12 protein-coding genes and 1 tRNA gene are annotated in these 15,652 nt (G+C 43.5%); 3 read left to right on the forward strand and 10 right to left on the reverse strand.

Features of this window, described 5'->3' with window-relative positions; all coding sequences use genetic code 11:
• Window position 1 precedes the first annotated feature (1 nt).
• Window positions 2-391, reverse strand: a complete 390-nt coding sequence (locus tag E7X57_RS02260) for a transcriptional regulator (RefSeq protein ID WP_135610100.1) — start codon at window positions 389-391, stop codon at window positions 2-4.
• A gap of 150 nt (window positions 392-541) precedes the next feature.
• On the opposite strand from E7X57_RS02260, the gene eno reads away from it, so the two are divergent.
• The gene (gene eno / locus E7X57_RS02265) at window positions 542-1,819 is read left to right on the forward strand and encodes a phosphopyruvate hydratase (protein ID WP_135610101.1); all 1,278 of its coding nucleotides are present in this window, start codon (window positions 542-544) and stop codon (window positions 1,817-1,819) included.
• Window positions 1,820-1,893: 74 nt separating this feature from the next.
• Here the strand turns inward: eno and E7X57_RS02270 are convergent, their stop codons facing one another.
• The 4 genes from E7X57_RS02270 to E7X57_RS02285 all read right to left on the reverse strand — a co-directional run bounded on the left by E7X57_RS02270 (window position 1,894) and on the right by E7X57_RS02285 (window position 7,543).
• Window positions 1,894-4,629, reverse strand: a complete 2,736-nt coding sequence (locus tag E7X57_RS02270; protein WP_135610103.1) for a DNA-directed DNA polymerase — start codon at window positions 4,627-4,629, stop codon at window positions 1,894-1,896.
• A 106-nt stretch (window positions 4,630-4,735) separates the two neighbouring features.
• Window positions 4,736-4,844 (reverse strand) — tRNA-Met (locus tag E7X57_RS02275).
• A gap of 84 nt (window positions 4,845-4,928) precedes the next feature.
• Window positions 4,929-5,468, reverse strand: coding sequence for a hypothetical protein (locus E7X57_RS02280; protein ID WP_135610105.1), 540 nt, complete (start codon window positions 5,466-5,468; stop codon window positions 4,929-4,931).
• A 128-nt stretch (window positions 5,469-5,596) separates the two neighbouring features.
• Window positions 5,597-7,543 carry an S-layer protein domain-containing protein gene (locus tag E7X57_RS02285; protein ID WP_135610107.1) on the reverse strand — a complete coding sequence of 649 codons (1,947 nt, stop codon included), beginning with the start codon at window positions 7,541-7,543 and terminating at the stop codon, window positions 5,597-5,599.
• 529 nt (window positions 7,544-8,072) lie between these two features.
• On the opposite strand from E7X57_RS02285, the gene E7X57_RS02290 reads away from it, so the two are divergent.
• Window positions 8,073-8,858 carry an ATPase domain-containing protein gene (locus E7X57_RS02290; RefSeq protein WP_135610109.1) on the forward strand — a complete coding sequence of 262 codons (786 nt, stop codon included), beginning with the start codon at window positions 8,073-8,075 and terminating at the stop codon, window positions 8,856-8,858.
• An 88-nt stretch (window positions 8,859-8,946) separates the two neighbouring features.
• Here E7X57_RS02290 and E7X57_RS12355 read toward each other — a convergent pair whose 3' ends face one another.
• Together E7X57_RS12355 and E7X57_RS02295 are read right to left on the reverse strand one after the other, a co-directional pair.
• Window positions 8,947-9,090, reverse strand: a complete 144-nt coding sequence (locus E7X57_RS12355) for a hypothetical protein (RefSeq protein WP_167880861.1) — start codon at window positions 9,088-9,090, stop codon at window positions 8,947-8,949.
• An 84-nt stretch (window positions 9,091-9,174) separates the two neighbouring features.
• Window positions 9,175-11,853, reverse strand: a complete 2,679-nt coding sequence (locus E7X57_RS02295) for a cation-transporting P-type ATPase (protein WP_135610111.1) — start codon at window positions 11,851-11,853, stop codon at window positions 9,175-9,177.
• Between the two features lie 192 nt (window positions 11,854-12,045).
• Between E7X57_RS02295 and E7X57_RS02300 the strand changes: the two genes are divergently transcribed.
• Entirely contained in the window at window positions 12,046-12,498 is a 453-nt protein-coding gene (locus E7X57_RS02300) for a pyridoxamine 5'-phosphate oxidase family protein (protein WP_135610113.1), read from the forward strand.
• Between the two features lie 76 nt (window positions 12,499-12,574).
• On the opposite strand, the gene E7X57_RS02305 is transcribed toward E7X57_RS02300, so the two are convergent.
• Genes E7X57_RS02305 through E7X57_RS02315 form a run of 3 tightly spaced genes read right to left on the reverse strand, consistent with a single transcriptional unit; the run spans window position 12,575 to window position 15,582 of the window.
• Window positions 12,575-13,870: a PAS domain-containing protein gene (locus E7X57_RS02305; protein ID WP_135610115.1), complete on the reverse strand. Its 1,296-nt coding sequence runs from the start codon at window positions 13,868-13,870 to the stop codon at window positions 12,575-12,577.
• A 51-nt stretch (window positions 13,871-13,921) separates the two neighbouring features.
• A complete protein-coding gene (locus tag E7X57_RS02310; protein ID WP_135610117.1) occupies window positions 13,922-15,094 on the reverse strand; it encodes a cation:proton antiporter in 1,173 nt (390 codons plus the stop codon).
• The gene (locus E7X57_RS02315; protein ID WP_244603567.1) at window positions 15,094-15,582 is read right to left on the reverse strand and encodes an HPP family protein; all 489 of its coding nucleotides are present in this window, start codon (window positions 15,580-15,582) and stop codon (window positions 15,094-15,096) included. Before E7X57_RS02315 ends, E7X57_RS02310 begins: the two co-directional genes overlap by 1 nt.
• Window positions 15,583-15,652: the final 70 nt, after the last annotated feature.

Raw genomic sequence — 15,652 nt, forward strand, 5'->3', positions numbered from 1 at the left:
TTTAAGATTTACCATCAGGGGCCTTTTTCAGAAGGTCCTGAATTACCCTCAGCTTTTCCTTGTTCATTTTCAGTATCTTGTCCTCATAGACCTTGATTATATCTGCAAAGTCCACTTTCAGGGAATAATATTTTGCAGGCCTTCCCCTGCACTTTGTCCTTTTATCATCTCTTTCTTCTATCCATCCACGTTCATTAAGTGAGCGCATGGCAACGCTTACCTCCGGTTGCCTCAGCCCGGTGGCCCTCTCGATGTCCTGTGAGCTCAATTCTTCTACATTGAAAAGACAGGCTATCGAAAGCGCTTCGATCCTCGGAACGTCAATGCTTTGCAAAAGTGATGATACTTCATATCCTTCATCATCCATTGAAATAATATTTTCACTCCCCATTACAATAATAATACTATTACAATATAAATTTATGCTGTTGGAATGTTGAGTATATAAGAATCATGTGATATTAAAGCCTGAAACAAAAATGCGGTAACGATATATACTGTAATGTACGATTGGTCAATAGAACGTTCTAATGGTGGAAACATGAGCTATATTGGCGAAGAAGCAAAGTATACAATTAAAAAAGTACATGCCAGGGAAATCCTGGATTCCAGAGGAAATCCTACTGTTGAAGTCGATATCTACACTGCCCAGGGATTTGGAAGGGCAAGTGTGCCTTCAGGGGCATCGACCGGAAGTAATGAAGCACTCGAACTAAGGGATAAAGATGCTGACCGTTACAACGGGAAAGGCGTACTTGATGCAGTTGAAAATGTGAACGCAACCTTTGCAAAGGAACTGCTTGGAATGGACGTTCGCAACCAGCGTGAGATCGATGAGCTGATGATCGCACTGGATGGAACCGATAACAAGATGACCTTTGGTGCCAATGCTATCTTGGGTGTTTCCATGGCCGTTGCAAAAGCAGCTGCTGATTCACTTAACATGTCACTTTACCGCTACCTTGGCGGAACCAACGCATTTGCAATGCCTGTACCAACCATGAACGTACTCAACGGCGGCAAGCATGCTGGTAACGAGCTCTCAATTCAGGAGTTCATGATTCAGCCAAAGGGAGCCGACACTTATTCCAATGCTTTGAGAATGGGAACCGAGACATACCATGCACTTGGAAAGGTACTTGAAGATAAATATGGTGCATCTGCAACCAACGTCGGTTATGAAGGAGGATATGCTCCACCGATCTCAATGACATCCGATGCACTGGATGCTCTCGTGAGTGCTATTGATGAAGCAGGATATACCGAATCAGAGATCACCATCGGCCTTGATGCTGCTGCATCAGAGTTCTTTGAAGATGGGAAATATTCCATTGATGGGAATATGCTCACACCTGCGGAACTTGTGGATTATTACCTTGAGCTTCTCGACACCTATCCGATCCTTTCCATTGAGGACCCATTCCATGAAGAGTCATTCGAAGACTTTGCAACGCTTACCACTGAGGCATGGGATACCATCATCGTAGGCGATGATTTGTTCGTGACAAATGTGGAACGCCTTGCAAAGGGTGTTGAAATGGACGCTGCAAATGCACTCCTGCTCAAGATCAACCAGATAGGTACGATCTCCGAGTCATTTGATGCCGCAAACCTTGCGCTTCGCAATGGATACAGTGTTGTGGTAAGCCACCGCTCCGCTGAGACCGAAGATCCAATGATCGCAGACATTTCTGTTGCAATAGGTGCAGACCTTATCAAGACAGGAGCACCTGCAAGAAGTGAACGCACTGCAAAATACAACCAGTTACTCAGAATAGAAGAAGATCTCGGAGACTCTGCACGCTATGTGCAGCTCTGAGATTTTTTATTTTAATTTAAGTTTTAATTCTTCTGAATTTATTTTAAATTCATTTTGAACTTGATTTTCCAGATTTAAAAATCAAAGAGAGAACTCTGTGTTTTCTGATCCGCCTGCTGAGCAGATGCTTCGGTTCCTCTGCAGGTCCTTCTTACAGTTTCGACCTTTTCTTCAGGAGATTTATCGAAATCAAAGAGACCTTTTTGTTTTGAATCGTGGTTCAGGGTAGCCACATCAACCCCAAAGACGCCAAGGATACGCTCTACAGGTGGCAACATCTGCTTCTGTATGTAATAGTCCACATCCAGCGTAATATTGTGCTCACGGACATATTCGGGATCCTCAGCCCGATCTACGAAAAGACCTTTCCCTGCAGTAATAACAAATGGTATCCTCTCACCAATTGCCGGGCGAACACCTGTGCGCCTCTGTATATTCTCCACCACAGTAAGATGAGGCTGTTTGTTCTTGTAACTTGAAGGAGACTTGGAGAAACTCTTTGTAAGCACAAGATCCTCAACAATATCAGCATCCTTCTGCACATCCAGATTGCGCACCCTGTCAACAAGTTCCCTTACATGGCGAACAGAGCCATCAATGTCACCTTCCTTTAGTACAAGTTCCAGTACCCTGTTAAGCATCTTCGATGTTAGCTCACACCAGTCGCGGCGCACCGTTTCCAGTCCCTTTACCTTTATCTTATCTTTCCAGCCATCGTTCGTTGGCTCAAAGATCCACTGGGCATATCTTTTCTTGGCTATCAGAAGAACACGCTTTGCAGCTGCCTCAAATTCGAGTTCCATAGGATCAGGCAACGATGCTGTGACAATGCTTGCGACCTTCCTTCCCACTAATGCGGAGTCTTCAAGTGAGAACTCACTTTCTGCGAACTCCTCGTCACAATCGTTCTTGCAATGAACAAAAACACTGTCGGTATCACCGTAAGCCACAGAGAGCTTCACTAATTTGTCATCCTCTCTGGGATCAGTGATCTCATCTGTGAGATGAGCTACATTATCCCGGAGAATTATAGTGCCTATCTTGTTGCAAACGATATCCTCGGTCCTTGCTATGTTCCCCCTGCCTATACTTGTTACAGAATTAGCCATCTGGAGACTATAGAGCCTCGCACGGGCATAACCGGAATAACCATAAAAACTGTTAAGCAGGATCTTCAAAGCAAGCTGTGTTGCATCAAGAACACGATACTCACCTTCATCGCTTGCCTTTTTCATCAATTGCTTTGTTTTGGTCCTCTGGTCAAGCAAATGTTCAAGAACTGAGGGTACAACTCCTTTGAATATGTCGGGCTTAACGAATTCTCCCTTTGAAGGAGAACGGATAATATCTTCTTCAGGATATGAGCCCGGTTTCACAACAGTTGTATAACAAAGGTTGTGAGCCATCATAATGGTAGGATAAAGGGATTTGTAGTCCAGAACAATAACATTTTCATGCAAACCTTTCTCAGGCTCAAGTACTGCACCACCTTTAAGGTTCTCGTTTTGCTTGCGCCTGAAAGCTGAAGTTTCATCATCCGGTTTTGTGGACATTACCCTGCCCTGTTTACCGAACTCCGTCATCAGGATATGCTCCACCATATTGGTCTGCCCGCCACTGACCGTATCCTGAAGCAGGATACCACTGACCCTTGATAAAGCAATATATTTGTCAAGAAGCTTGAGCTTAAGCAAAAGCTCAAGGGCAAGCTCGGAGTCACGCCTGGAATAATCTATGAACTTCCTGATCTTCTCACCGGAATCATTCCAGTGCTCTTCCATATCAGCCGGAGCAACGTCCAGTTTTTCCCTGTCTAGCAGTTCCTTTGAAACGTTACGCAGGGTGTATCTTTTCAGGCTGAACTGTTGCCTGATAAGAGGAAGTGCATCCACGACCACCCTTCCGGGTATCGACACCATTGTGCGACTTATGATCTTGCGGTAACTTAACTGTCTTGAATCCCTTCCTACAATCGGTTTGATGCCGGCACCTGATTCGTTCAGGGTATTCACCCTATCCACGATATAGGGAACATCAAAATCATTTATGTTGTAACCAGTGATCACGTCAGGATCGTATTCCGTGATGATCTCAAAGAACCGGTTAAGAAGATCGGATTCTTCCGTGAATATCTCCACGTCATCGTCAACGCCTTCTACCTCTTTCTTGACCAGTATAATGGTACTGTGGCCCTTATAAGCTGGCTCAAAGGCAAAACTTACCATAATAATAGGAGAAACATCAGGTGTAGGCATACCACCGTCATGAGGCAGGCATTCAATGTCAAAGGCCATATACTTCAGTGGTGCGTTGGCGATCCTGTCAACTTCGGTCAGCTCTGAAGATCTTATGACATTGTCGCAGAGCAGATCACCTTTAGATATATTGCCATCTTTTTCTGCACTGACCCAGCCCATGCCTTTGAAACCTTTGTCTATAAGGAACCTGTTCCTGAACAGGATGTCCGTTTCATAGATCTCCCTGACACCCAGCATTCCTGCTACTTCATCCCTTATTTCAGGAACATTACGCGGGTCAAATGTGGTCACCTTTAACATGGGTTGTTTTGTTTCCTGGTAGCCTATGGGCTCGAACCTCTCGACCACTTCAATGTCCTTTACAACATCGAACCTGTCTTTTATTGTCTGACCCAGCTTCTGGAGATCACCTGATGCACTGAGATAAAAATAAGGCTCAAATCCCGGAACAAGACAGCAGACGCTCTTTCCATCGTCAGACCTGCCAAAAAGGCGTACTACAGGTCGATCTTCTTCACGGAAATAGTCAGCATCCAGGATCTGGAAATTCATGGAACTACTTAATGTGAAGGCATAATATATGCTTTGTTGTCAAAACAAAACAGAAAACAGATCAAATCGCAAAAAACAAGTAAAACATAATCAATGAAAGGCAAAGTGCCCGGAGCGTGACTCGAACACGCGACCTCCAGATTTCTCAGGAGATTTGGACGCTCGGTTAAAAGTCCCTATGAGTCTGGCGCCCCAACCAACTAGGCTATCCGGGCATTGCAGCACCTAAATGGACATAGTGATATTAAAGCGTATCGATTGACATCAACATCCTTTTGAATTTTTAAAAAAGGACCGGATCAGAATCCGGTCGCTTCAGCAAGATCAAATACTGTCGTGCTGTCATCGGTGTTACCCTTGACAAGGAACACGAAATTCTCATTGGTCCATACGTAGTGATAACGTGGGACCTGTTCACCATTTAGTGTAATGTGCTTTGTGATAAGCGTTGCATCATGATCATTGAATGATTCTTCTACGAACCTCTCAACTATAGAATCTGGGAAACCAGCCTTGTAAGTAGTTGCAAACTGTTCTGCAGCCTCATCACTTTCCAACTCAACAGCTGTAATGAAATAGTCCACAGAATCAAGCTGGTATATGCCTTCAGACGCCTGAACGATACCAGATACATCCGCATAGTCTGTTTTTATATCTTCTACCTCAAGAGAACGAGCACCAAGGTATTCGAAACCTTCAGGAACATTTTCCAGCACTACACCATCAACACTGAGATCAGTGTTTGTTATAGGGTCCTCCGGCTCAGCCGGTTCTGTACATCCTGACATTGCAACAAGTAGCAATGCAATGAGAGAAATCATCAATACCTTCATATTCATCTTAAAGACCTCATTGTTCTAAGTTAGAATGAGATACAATAAGAATATAAGGTATTTTAATTTATCGAAAACCCTGACAAAAAAAAGAAATGTTAGAAGGGTTTGCACCCTTCTTAAATTTTAGTTATTTAGTTCCTTCTGACGAAGTATGCTACTGCAAGGAGACCTGCAATTGCGAAGACTGCTTCAAAACCAGGTACTGGCTCATCAACAGGCTCATCAACAGGCTCTGTTACATTGTCTGTTACATTGTCTGTTGGCTCAGTGACATTGTCTGTTGGCTCAGTGACATTGTCTGTTGGCTCTACAGGCTCTACAGGCTCTACAGGCTCTACAGGCTCTTCATCGTCACCGTCAACTGTTGCTTCGGTGTAGAGATACCACCTGTCGGTGTCCTCGTCTGCCCTGATACCAAGAGTTTCAGTGAGTGAGAGGGTGTCGTCATCTGGCATATCGAGCTCATTGTCCTCATTGGTCATTGTAATAAGACCATTCAGACCTGTAACAGTAAGTTCTCCGAACTCATCGTCATCTTCAAGGACGAGTGGATCATCAGAGATCTGGAAGACACCGTCGATAACACAGAGGCTGTCAACCTGTCCCTGGAATACCTGGTCAACGTGGACCATGATCACATCAACGTCTTCGTTGTCATTAAGGTCCATCTGGAAGTACCAGGTCTTCTCATATGCATTGTCGACGCTTGTGCTGAGGATCTTGTCTTCTACGAAGTCGCCGTCCTTGGTAAGGTCGAGCCATACCTTGTTACCGTCAACATCGATCTGCTTTGGTGTGACTGAATAGCCGTCACCGAGCTCAAGGGATTCACCGGTTCTAAGAGTGTAACTGGTGTCATCGTCCATGAGGATCTGGGAAAGTGTTGCTACATCGCCTGCAACTACGAAGTATTCCTCAGCAAGGAATCCGATCTTGTCATAGGTGAAAAGTGTAGCTGTGCTTTCATTTACAGTAAATTCAAATTCTGGTTCCTGATCAGCTACTGGTGCTGAATTGTAGACAACACCAACATCCTCAGGAATGTCAGTACCATCGATGTTAAGGGTCAGGTTCTCAGAAGATTCGCCGGTGTCAAGATCTAACCAGAAGCCAGCAAAGCTGTCAGCATCCCAGGTAAATGGATCAGCTGATGTGACTTCACCACGGATCTCGTAAGTTCCAGGTTCTGTGAACTCAGTAAAGAGATACCACCTGTCGGTGTCCTCGTCTGCCCTGATACCAATGGTTTCAGTGAGTGAGAGGGTGTCGTCATCTGGCATATCGAGCTCATTGTCCTCATTGGTCATTGTAATAAGACCATTCAGACCTGTAACAGTAAGTTCTCCGAACTCATCGTCATCTTCAAGGACGAGTGGATCATCAGAGATCTGGAAGAGACCGTCGATAACACAGAGGCTGTCAACCTGTCCCTGGAATACCTGGTCAACGTGGACCATGATTACATCAACGTCTTCGTTGTCATTGAGGTCCATCTGGAAGTACCAGGTCTTCTCATATGCATTGTTGACGTCTGTGCTGAGGATCTTGTCTTCTACGAAGTCGCCGTCCTTGGTAAGGTCGAGCCATACCTTGTTACCGTCAACATCGATCTGCTTTGGTGTGACTGAATAGCCGTCACCGAGTTCAAGAGATTCACCGGTTCTAAGAGTGTAACTGGTGTCATCGTCCATGAGGATCTTGGAAAGTGTTGCTACATCGCCTGCAACTACGAAGTATTCCTCAGCAAGGAATCCGATCTTGTCATAGGTGAAAAGTGTAGCTGTGCTTTCATTTACAGTAAATTCAAATTCTGGTTCCTGATCAGCTACTGGTGCTGCATTGTAGACAACACCAACATCCTCAGGAATGTCAGTACCAGAGATGTTAAGGGTCAGGTTCTCAGAAGATTCGCCGGTGTCAAGATCTAACCAGAAGCCAGCAAAGTTGCTTGCATTCCATGTGAATGGGTCAGCTGATGTGACTTCACCGCGAATCTCAACGGAATCTGCAGCACTTGCTACTGATACAAAGCTCAGTACCATGAGAGCAGCCATTGCGATTGCTAAAAATTTGTTCATTATTTTCCTCCATTATTTTAAATATATCAAGAGTGAGAATCAAGATAAACGTATTAACGTGTATCAGTCCTCCAAACAATGCACGAAGTTTCGTCCATTGCCGAAGGAGATATAATCACCCTCTTAATCCCGTCATATTGGATTACAACTGTCTAATAAGTTAATTGCCTATTAAATCTTTTGTGGTCCTATTTAACACATTTATCGCAATGCAAAGGTAAATATCGATGCAAATGACGGTAAATGTCGAAGATTATTCAGGGGATTTAATATAAAACGCTCAAAAATCACCTATTATAATTCGTAGATTGTCGATATTGTGAACATCAGCTTTTTTGTTGTTATGACCAATGCTGTAATATGCAGCTATCCTCAATAAATTTATATGTACAGCGTGTTAATTATTATGATAATAACAGTATAACCTGTTGTGTCATATAATTACCAGTAATAGTTCAAATGTGTCATAGTTGACAGATAAGAGCTTCAACCCGTGTGCATACTAATATAATGAGGAGTGAAAATATACATGTTCGAAGGATCAGCCTCTGAAGAAATATCAATGGAAGATGAAATGAACAGGGTCAAGACCGGCATCCCCGGATTTGATGAACTTTGTGGGGGAGGAATTATCCGCGATCGTACATACCTTATATCAGGTACATCCGGTGCAGGAAAAACAAACTTTTCTGTCCAGTACATATATAATGGTATTACAAAATACGGCGAGAACGGTATTATCGTCGCAACAGAAGAGAGACCAGAACAGATAAGGGAGAATGTACTGAAATTCGGATGGGACCTTCAGGCACTGGAAGATGAAGGTAAACTTATCATCATCGATGCATGTTCCACCAAGATCGGTATTCCATCACAGGAAAAATATGTCGATGTCAGGCCTTTTGACACTCGCTCAATGATGGACCAGATAATTGCCAGTCAGGAAGAGATCAATGCAAAAAGAGCTCTTATCGACTCTACGACTTCCATCAGTTTCTACCTGCACGATCCTGCAAAGATCCGTGTGGAACTCCTCAAGCTCAGTACGACCCTGGAAGTTATCGGACTGACCTCAATGATGACATGTGAGATCATAAATGAAAAGGAGCCTGCAAGGTTCGGTGTGGAGACCTTCGTAACAGACGGTACCTTCGTACTTCATTACGATATGCGTGAAACGGTCCGCACCCGCACTATTGAAGTATTCAAAATGCGTGGTTCAGACCACAGCAAGAAGCTACACCCATATGATATTACTTCAGAAGGCTTTGTGATACACCCACACGAAGAAGTGTATGCACCATCTTCATTCTGATAAACTATTGTCACTGTAATGGTATAAAGGAAAAATTCGGGCATCTTTGCAAATATTCTAAAGATGCCTGAAAATACCTGCGAAAATATCAGAGATCGGGATAGGTTTCTTCGTTTCCGCATTCTATACATTTGTAGATTACAAGTGCGCGACCAAAATTGTCGTGTCTTTTGACAGTAGGATATCTCCAGCGATTCATCCTTCCTTCACACAATGGACATCTGTAGTTCATTTTACTTCACCGATTGATAAATCTAAATTCTTTTTTTAAGCGTGCATTATATTGACCAGAGCCATATATTAGATTTACTCTAATTCATATTCTGCTACTTGCCAGTATTTTCTTTATCGCTTCAGCAATAAAGAGTGTTGCAAACGCTGCGGAGATCGGAACGATCCATTCAGCCGGACCCAGAGCTACAAGCTCGAATATATTCCCAAGATATGGAACATACATCACCGTCAGTGTCAGCAGGAATGTGCTGGCAACACCTGCAAGCATTAATTTGTTAGTGAAAAGACCAACGCTAAAAGCAGATCTTGTCAGCGACCTGAACACGAATGGAATGAAAAGTATCATACTGACGATTGTCGCAAAGGTCATAGTTCTCGCCCTTTCGATGTTACCCACAGGGTCAGAGAACAGGAATACAAGGAAGCATACCATACCCATAACCAAAGCAATACTTACCACCAGTAACAGATTTCTTTTCTTGAGTATTCTCTCCCCTGGCTTGCGAGGTTTTTCATACATCACTTCATCCCTTATCGGATCAAGACCAAGTGCAATTGCAGGCATGATCTCGTCGAACATATTGATGAACAATATCTGCAGCGCCAGAAGTGGGATCAGGTCAAATCCCAGAAGCGTTATTCCCAGCAATATGAGAATTACCTCGGTAAAGTTCCTTGATACCAGATAGGTTGTGAACTTCTCGATGTTCTCATAAATACCACGACCACGTTTTACAGCTTCCACTATTGTCTCGAAATTATCATCCTGCAAGACCATCAGACTGGACTCTTTTGCAACATCAGTACCTTTAATTCCCATAGAGATGCCGATGTCAGCTTTCTTCAATGCCGGTGCATCGTTGACGCCATCACCTGTCATTGCAACAACATGACCCCGGTTTTGCAGTGCCTGCACGATCCTGAGCTTTTGTTCAGGCATGACCCTTGCATAGACACTGACACCTTCAACAACAGAATCAAATTCCTCATCATCAAGGGACAGGAGCTCACTTCCTGTTATAGCGCCATCATCTATAATGTGCCTGAGCTTACCGTCCATCTGATCCACAGTACCATCATAATCAGCAGACAACCCGATCTTCTTCCCGATAGCCTTTGCAGTTTCCTCATTGTCCCCGGTTATCATCACGACCCTGATACCTGCCTGATTGCAAAGGGCTATCGCATCCTTCGCCTCTTTCCGTTCAGGATCAATCATGGCCACAAGCCCAAGGAATGTCAACTTGTTCTCGGAGTCCTCTACAGGCAAACCCTCAGGAAGGTTCCTGTATGATATTCCAAGCACACGGTATGCAGAACGTGCAAGCTCGGTGTTCTGATCTAATATCCTGGCCAGATCATCATCGTTCAGGTCATGGATACCATCATCCCCTTCAATGGATACACATTTTTCAAGAACAAATTCCGGTGCACCTTTACAGAAAGCTATCCTACCTTCATCGGTCTTGTGAATGGTAGTCATGAGCTTCCTTTCAGATGTGAACATGATCTCATGCAGTTTTTCATACTCAGAATCCAGGTCATCTTTCCAGATATCGGCTTTCGACGCTGCAACGATCAATGAGACTTCAGTAGGGTCACCTACCACATCCCACCTGCCCTGTCGCTGGATCATGGAGGAATTGTTGCATAATGCTGCTGCTTTTAATAACATACCAAGAGTGTGGTTCTGCTCAACCTCCACGTCTTCATTATCTTTTAACAGGAAACCCTCCGGGTCGTATCCTACCCCGGTAAGATCGAAGAACTCCCCCCCGGCAAATATCTTCTGGACGGTCATCTCGTTCTTTGTCAACGTTCCGGTCTTATCGGTACATATCACCGTTGTGGAACCCAGGGTCTCGACACCAAGCATCTTCCTGACGATCGCATTGTGTTTTGCCATTCGGTGCATACCATATGCCAGTGTGATCGTCATGGTCAGAGGCAGACCTTCGGGAACCGCTGCTACTGCCAGTGCAAGAGCTATTATCAGCATCTCTTCAGTGGGTGCACCAGTAAAGTAACCAAGCATAAAAGTAAGACCTGATGCAACAAGGGCAATAATAGCAAGACTTTTGGCAAGGTCAGATATTTTTTCCTGGAGAGGTGTCCGGGCCTCGTTCTCCTGTATCATGCCTGCGATCATTCCAAGCCTGCTCTGCATACCCACAGCAGTGACGATCGCCCTGCATTTTCCATGGACTATCTGTGTTCCGGAAAAGATAAGATCGCCTGCTCCTTTTTCCACAGACATGCTCTCACCGGTAATAGCGGATTCATCGACTTTAATACCCTGTATCTCAAAAACAAAGCCATCAGCTGCGATCTTGTCACCGGTTTCCAGGACCATTACGTCCCCTACAACAACATTCCATGTAGGGATCTTGATCACAACCCCGCCTCTTACAACATGAGTTTCCGTCTGGACCATTTTCTTGAGAGCTTCCATGGCTTTTTCGGCCTTGAACTCCTGAACAAATCCCAGAACTACAACAAAAGCAATGATGATCACGATTACCCAGAAATTCACAACCTCATCTATTGTTAATGAGATGATGGCTGCTGCCAGAAGTACCCAGACAATGAAATTCGCGAACTGCCTCATTAAAACCTTAAGAGGAGTCACTTTTGTTTTTTCTTCCAGTTCATTAAAACCATATTCAAGCAGCCTGTTTGCTGCTTCTTCTTCTGAAAGGCCCTCTCTTGAAGTATTCAGGTCCGCAAGAACAGAATCAATATCAGCATTTTCATAATCCATCAGGACACCCACTCAGAATAAAATATGTTACAATAGTATTTCTTAATTTGCCACCAGAATTAGCAGAAAGACCCGGACTTGTTATTTCAAAATCTCTTTAGCTAAAGCTAAATAACTTAACATCCCATCTTTTTTTACCATTAATGAAGTTGATAGAACATCTAATTAAATTAAATTAAATGAGGAACGATTATGCAATGCCAATGTGATTCAGAGGTCAAAGAACGTATAAGTGAATACCTGAAAAATCATCCATACCTGAATCTTGCTACTGTAAGTCCTGAAGGGAAACCAATGGTTCACAGCATGGGCTTTGCCTCAGCGGGACCTGTTGTTTACTTTGGAACAGGCAAGGACACAAGAAAATACCAGAATATAGAAAAGAATCCTTCAGTTGCATTCACTGTTGATGAAGACAGTCTCGATGTGTTCAACATAACAGGTATACAGATGGAAGGGAACGCATCTTTTGTTACAGATGAAGCTGAGATGCAGACGTATTTCCAGTTAGTGATGGAAAAATACCCATTTGCAGCAGATATGCCAAAGAACCCGGATAACAGGATAATAAAAGTCGAACCAACAAAAGCTTTCTTCCTTGATTATAGTGTAGAGTTCGGATTCAGGTACGAAGTCGATTACTGACTTCGTCCCCTTTTTCACACCATTTTAATTCTACATTTAACATCTGCTATCTCTTTTTCCCTTTGGGGCTTTTAAGTTAGCAGCCTCTTTCTTTGCGTTCCGTAATATCCTGGATAACGCCCTGATAGTTGGTCACAACTCCTTCATCATTGCGCTGGACAAATGTCTTCTCTTCTACCCATCGCTCTTCTCCCGATTTTGTGCTTATCCGGTATTCCTTGACGAAGACCTTGCCACCTTCCCTGCAAATGTCCGAAAGTTCCATCTGTACCTCAGCCAGGTCCTCAGGATTTATTATGTTACCATAAAGGATATCCCCTGACAGGAAATCATCAACAGTATATCCGAACTGGGTTATGTTATCTGAAACAAACTCAACGGGCCACAGCTCTTTTTCATCCTCAAGGTCCGTTCTCCAGAGGAAAGCGACCACAGGGCTGTGATTGACAATAGTCTCAAGTGCTTTTTTCCTGTCCAGCAGTTCAGCCTGCTGTTCCAGTGCAACTTTGAGTGCGATCTCACTTTCTTTCTGCTTTGTGATATCCTGGACAATTCCCTGGAATTGAGTTGGATTTCCATGCCTGTCCCTCAGAATAAAGGTCTTCTCATCTACCCACAATAACTTCCCATCTTTTGTTATCACACGATATTCATGAGTATAGTTATCACTTCCATCCTCACACTTTTCTGCAAGTGTATCCTTTACCATCTCATAATCGTCGGGATGGATCAGGTCACCATAAACAATGCGTCCAAGTACGAAATCCTCAACAGAATAGCCAAGCTTTGAAACATTCTCAGAAGCATAATCAGCAGGCCAGAAGTCCTCCGCCCTCCACAGGAAAACCATTGTAGAGCTATTGTTAATGATATCTTCCAGGGACCTTTGTTTTTTCAGGGATTCCTCGAAGGCCAGATCATTGTACTTTTGTTCTGTTATATCAAAAATAGTACCCTGGTAATGGGTCACTTTCCCAGCATCATCACGCTGGATATAGGTCCTCTCATCGACCCACCGTACATCGCCGGATTTTAAAATAATCCTGTATTCCTGGTCAAAGAAATCTCCCCCTTGCCTGCAACGCTGTTTTAGAGCTTCTTCCACCATTTTCAGATCATCCGGATGGACTATGTCGGCATAAAGGAGACGACCGGATACGAAGTCCTCTACTGTGTAACCAAGAAGACTTACGTTGCCTGAGACATATTCAACTGGCCACTTTTCCTCGGGGGCATCGTCCGCCGTCCATAGAAAAGCAATGACCGGACTATTATCTATTATTCTTTCAAGTGTCTCTTTTCTGTCAAGAACCTTACCCAATGCACTTTCAGAAACATCGTCATTATTTTTACCTGATATATTAGATCCCATAGATTATCCCCACTAAAATAACACTTTTAATTTCTTATTTGTCTGATGAACTTAAGTATTGATCGATTTTGTTCTCTCTTTAGATTGTATCGCCATTTTCAGAAGTACAGGAGATACGAAAATAGACACTGCGACCATCAGGACAATGGCTGAAAATATATCATCACCTATGATACCCAGTTCCTTTCCAATCGATATCAGAACCAGCTCCACTCCTGCCCTTGGCATTACACCTACCCCGAATATCAGACTGTCATAATTGTCAAACCCAATAAGTCGGCCTCCTGCAAATCCTCCGACCAGCTTGCCGGCAAGAGCCAGGAAGACTACAGCAAAAGAGAACAGGCCAACCGTTTGTAAAGTGGCGATATTTACAGACAGTCCTATGAACGCAAAAAATATCGGTACAAAAATACCGTATGCAACTCCGGTTACTTTACTTTGGACATGCTCGATCTTTGCATGTGAGATATCCGAGATCATTACCCCTCCAATGAAAGCTCCTATCACAGCATGAAGACCAAAGACCTCCGCAAGATAGGCGGAAAAAAGAGCCACCATTATTACAAATGCAAAGATGGACTCCTTGATGTGCATTTTATGAACATAGGCAAAAAGCACAGGGAAGAACTTTACCCTGAAAATGAGCATTATTGCCACAAAAGCAACTATCTTTAACAAAATGAACAGTATCTGCACAGCTGAAGGGAACTGGTCATATGTTGCCATGGTAACTACAATAGAGAGAAGAAATATGCCGATGATATCATCGAATATCGATGAGCTCAGCATCATGGAACCGGGTTTGCTTGACAGGTAATCCATATCTATCAATGTCCTGACAACTACCCCGATGCTGGTAGGGCTGAATGCAACTCCCATAAAGACACTCGTCAGAGTGCTGAACTGGAAATACATACCCAGCAGGAAACCGGCAGAAAAGGCTACAAGTATCTGGGACATACTTGCTATTGATGCTTTTTTGAACGATTCCCTGAGGTCGCGAAGATGTACTTCCTTATAGCCTGCCGTGAACAAAAGGAAAATAGCTCCCATTTCAGCAAGGAATGTGATGATCTCTGATTCCTGATGTATCAGAAATGTCCCAAGGACCACACCGGAAAGCAATTCACCAATGATGGAAGGAAAGCCAACTCTTTCGAACAGTTCACCAAAGACCTTTGCCAGAAGAAGGATCATCAGTATATAGAAGAGAACTTCCATTACCCAGAACCTCTTAACTTGTATACCTCTTTAAGGATATCGGGTTTGCATATGATACCTACAAGCTTCCCATCTTCAACAACACAAACACGGTCCATCTTGTGTTTGAGCATCATGTCAGCTGCCTCACAAAGAGGCTCATTTGAAGACATCGATACCGGATGAGGGATCATTATGTTCTTTGCTGTCTCACCCTGGGCTACCACTGCAGCATGATGTGTGTGATCCAGTCTTGGAGTTCTCTCCACAAGAAGGATACGAAGCATTACATCCTGATCGATTATGCCCACAAGTTCATAATTGTCATTCACCACAGGATATGTATGAAAATGATGCTTGCTAAAAATATTCAGGATCTCATCTAACGGATAATCCTCATGGATCGTTACAACATCTTTTGTCATAACCTGTTCTATCAACTTCTTGTTGCAATTTTCAGAAAAAGATCGTCCACATTGTATACAATCTTCATTTCCAGCATCTGTCACAGCTTAACCCCTTGAAGCTATTTCTGTGGGAAACACCCATGTAAATTATTCATTTCATCCTACAAATATT

Source organism: Methanococcoides sp. AM1 (assembly GCF_900774055.1).
GTDB lineage: Archaea > Halobacteriota > Methanosarcinia > Methanosarcinales > Methanosarcinaceae > Methanococcoides.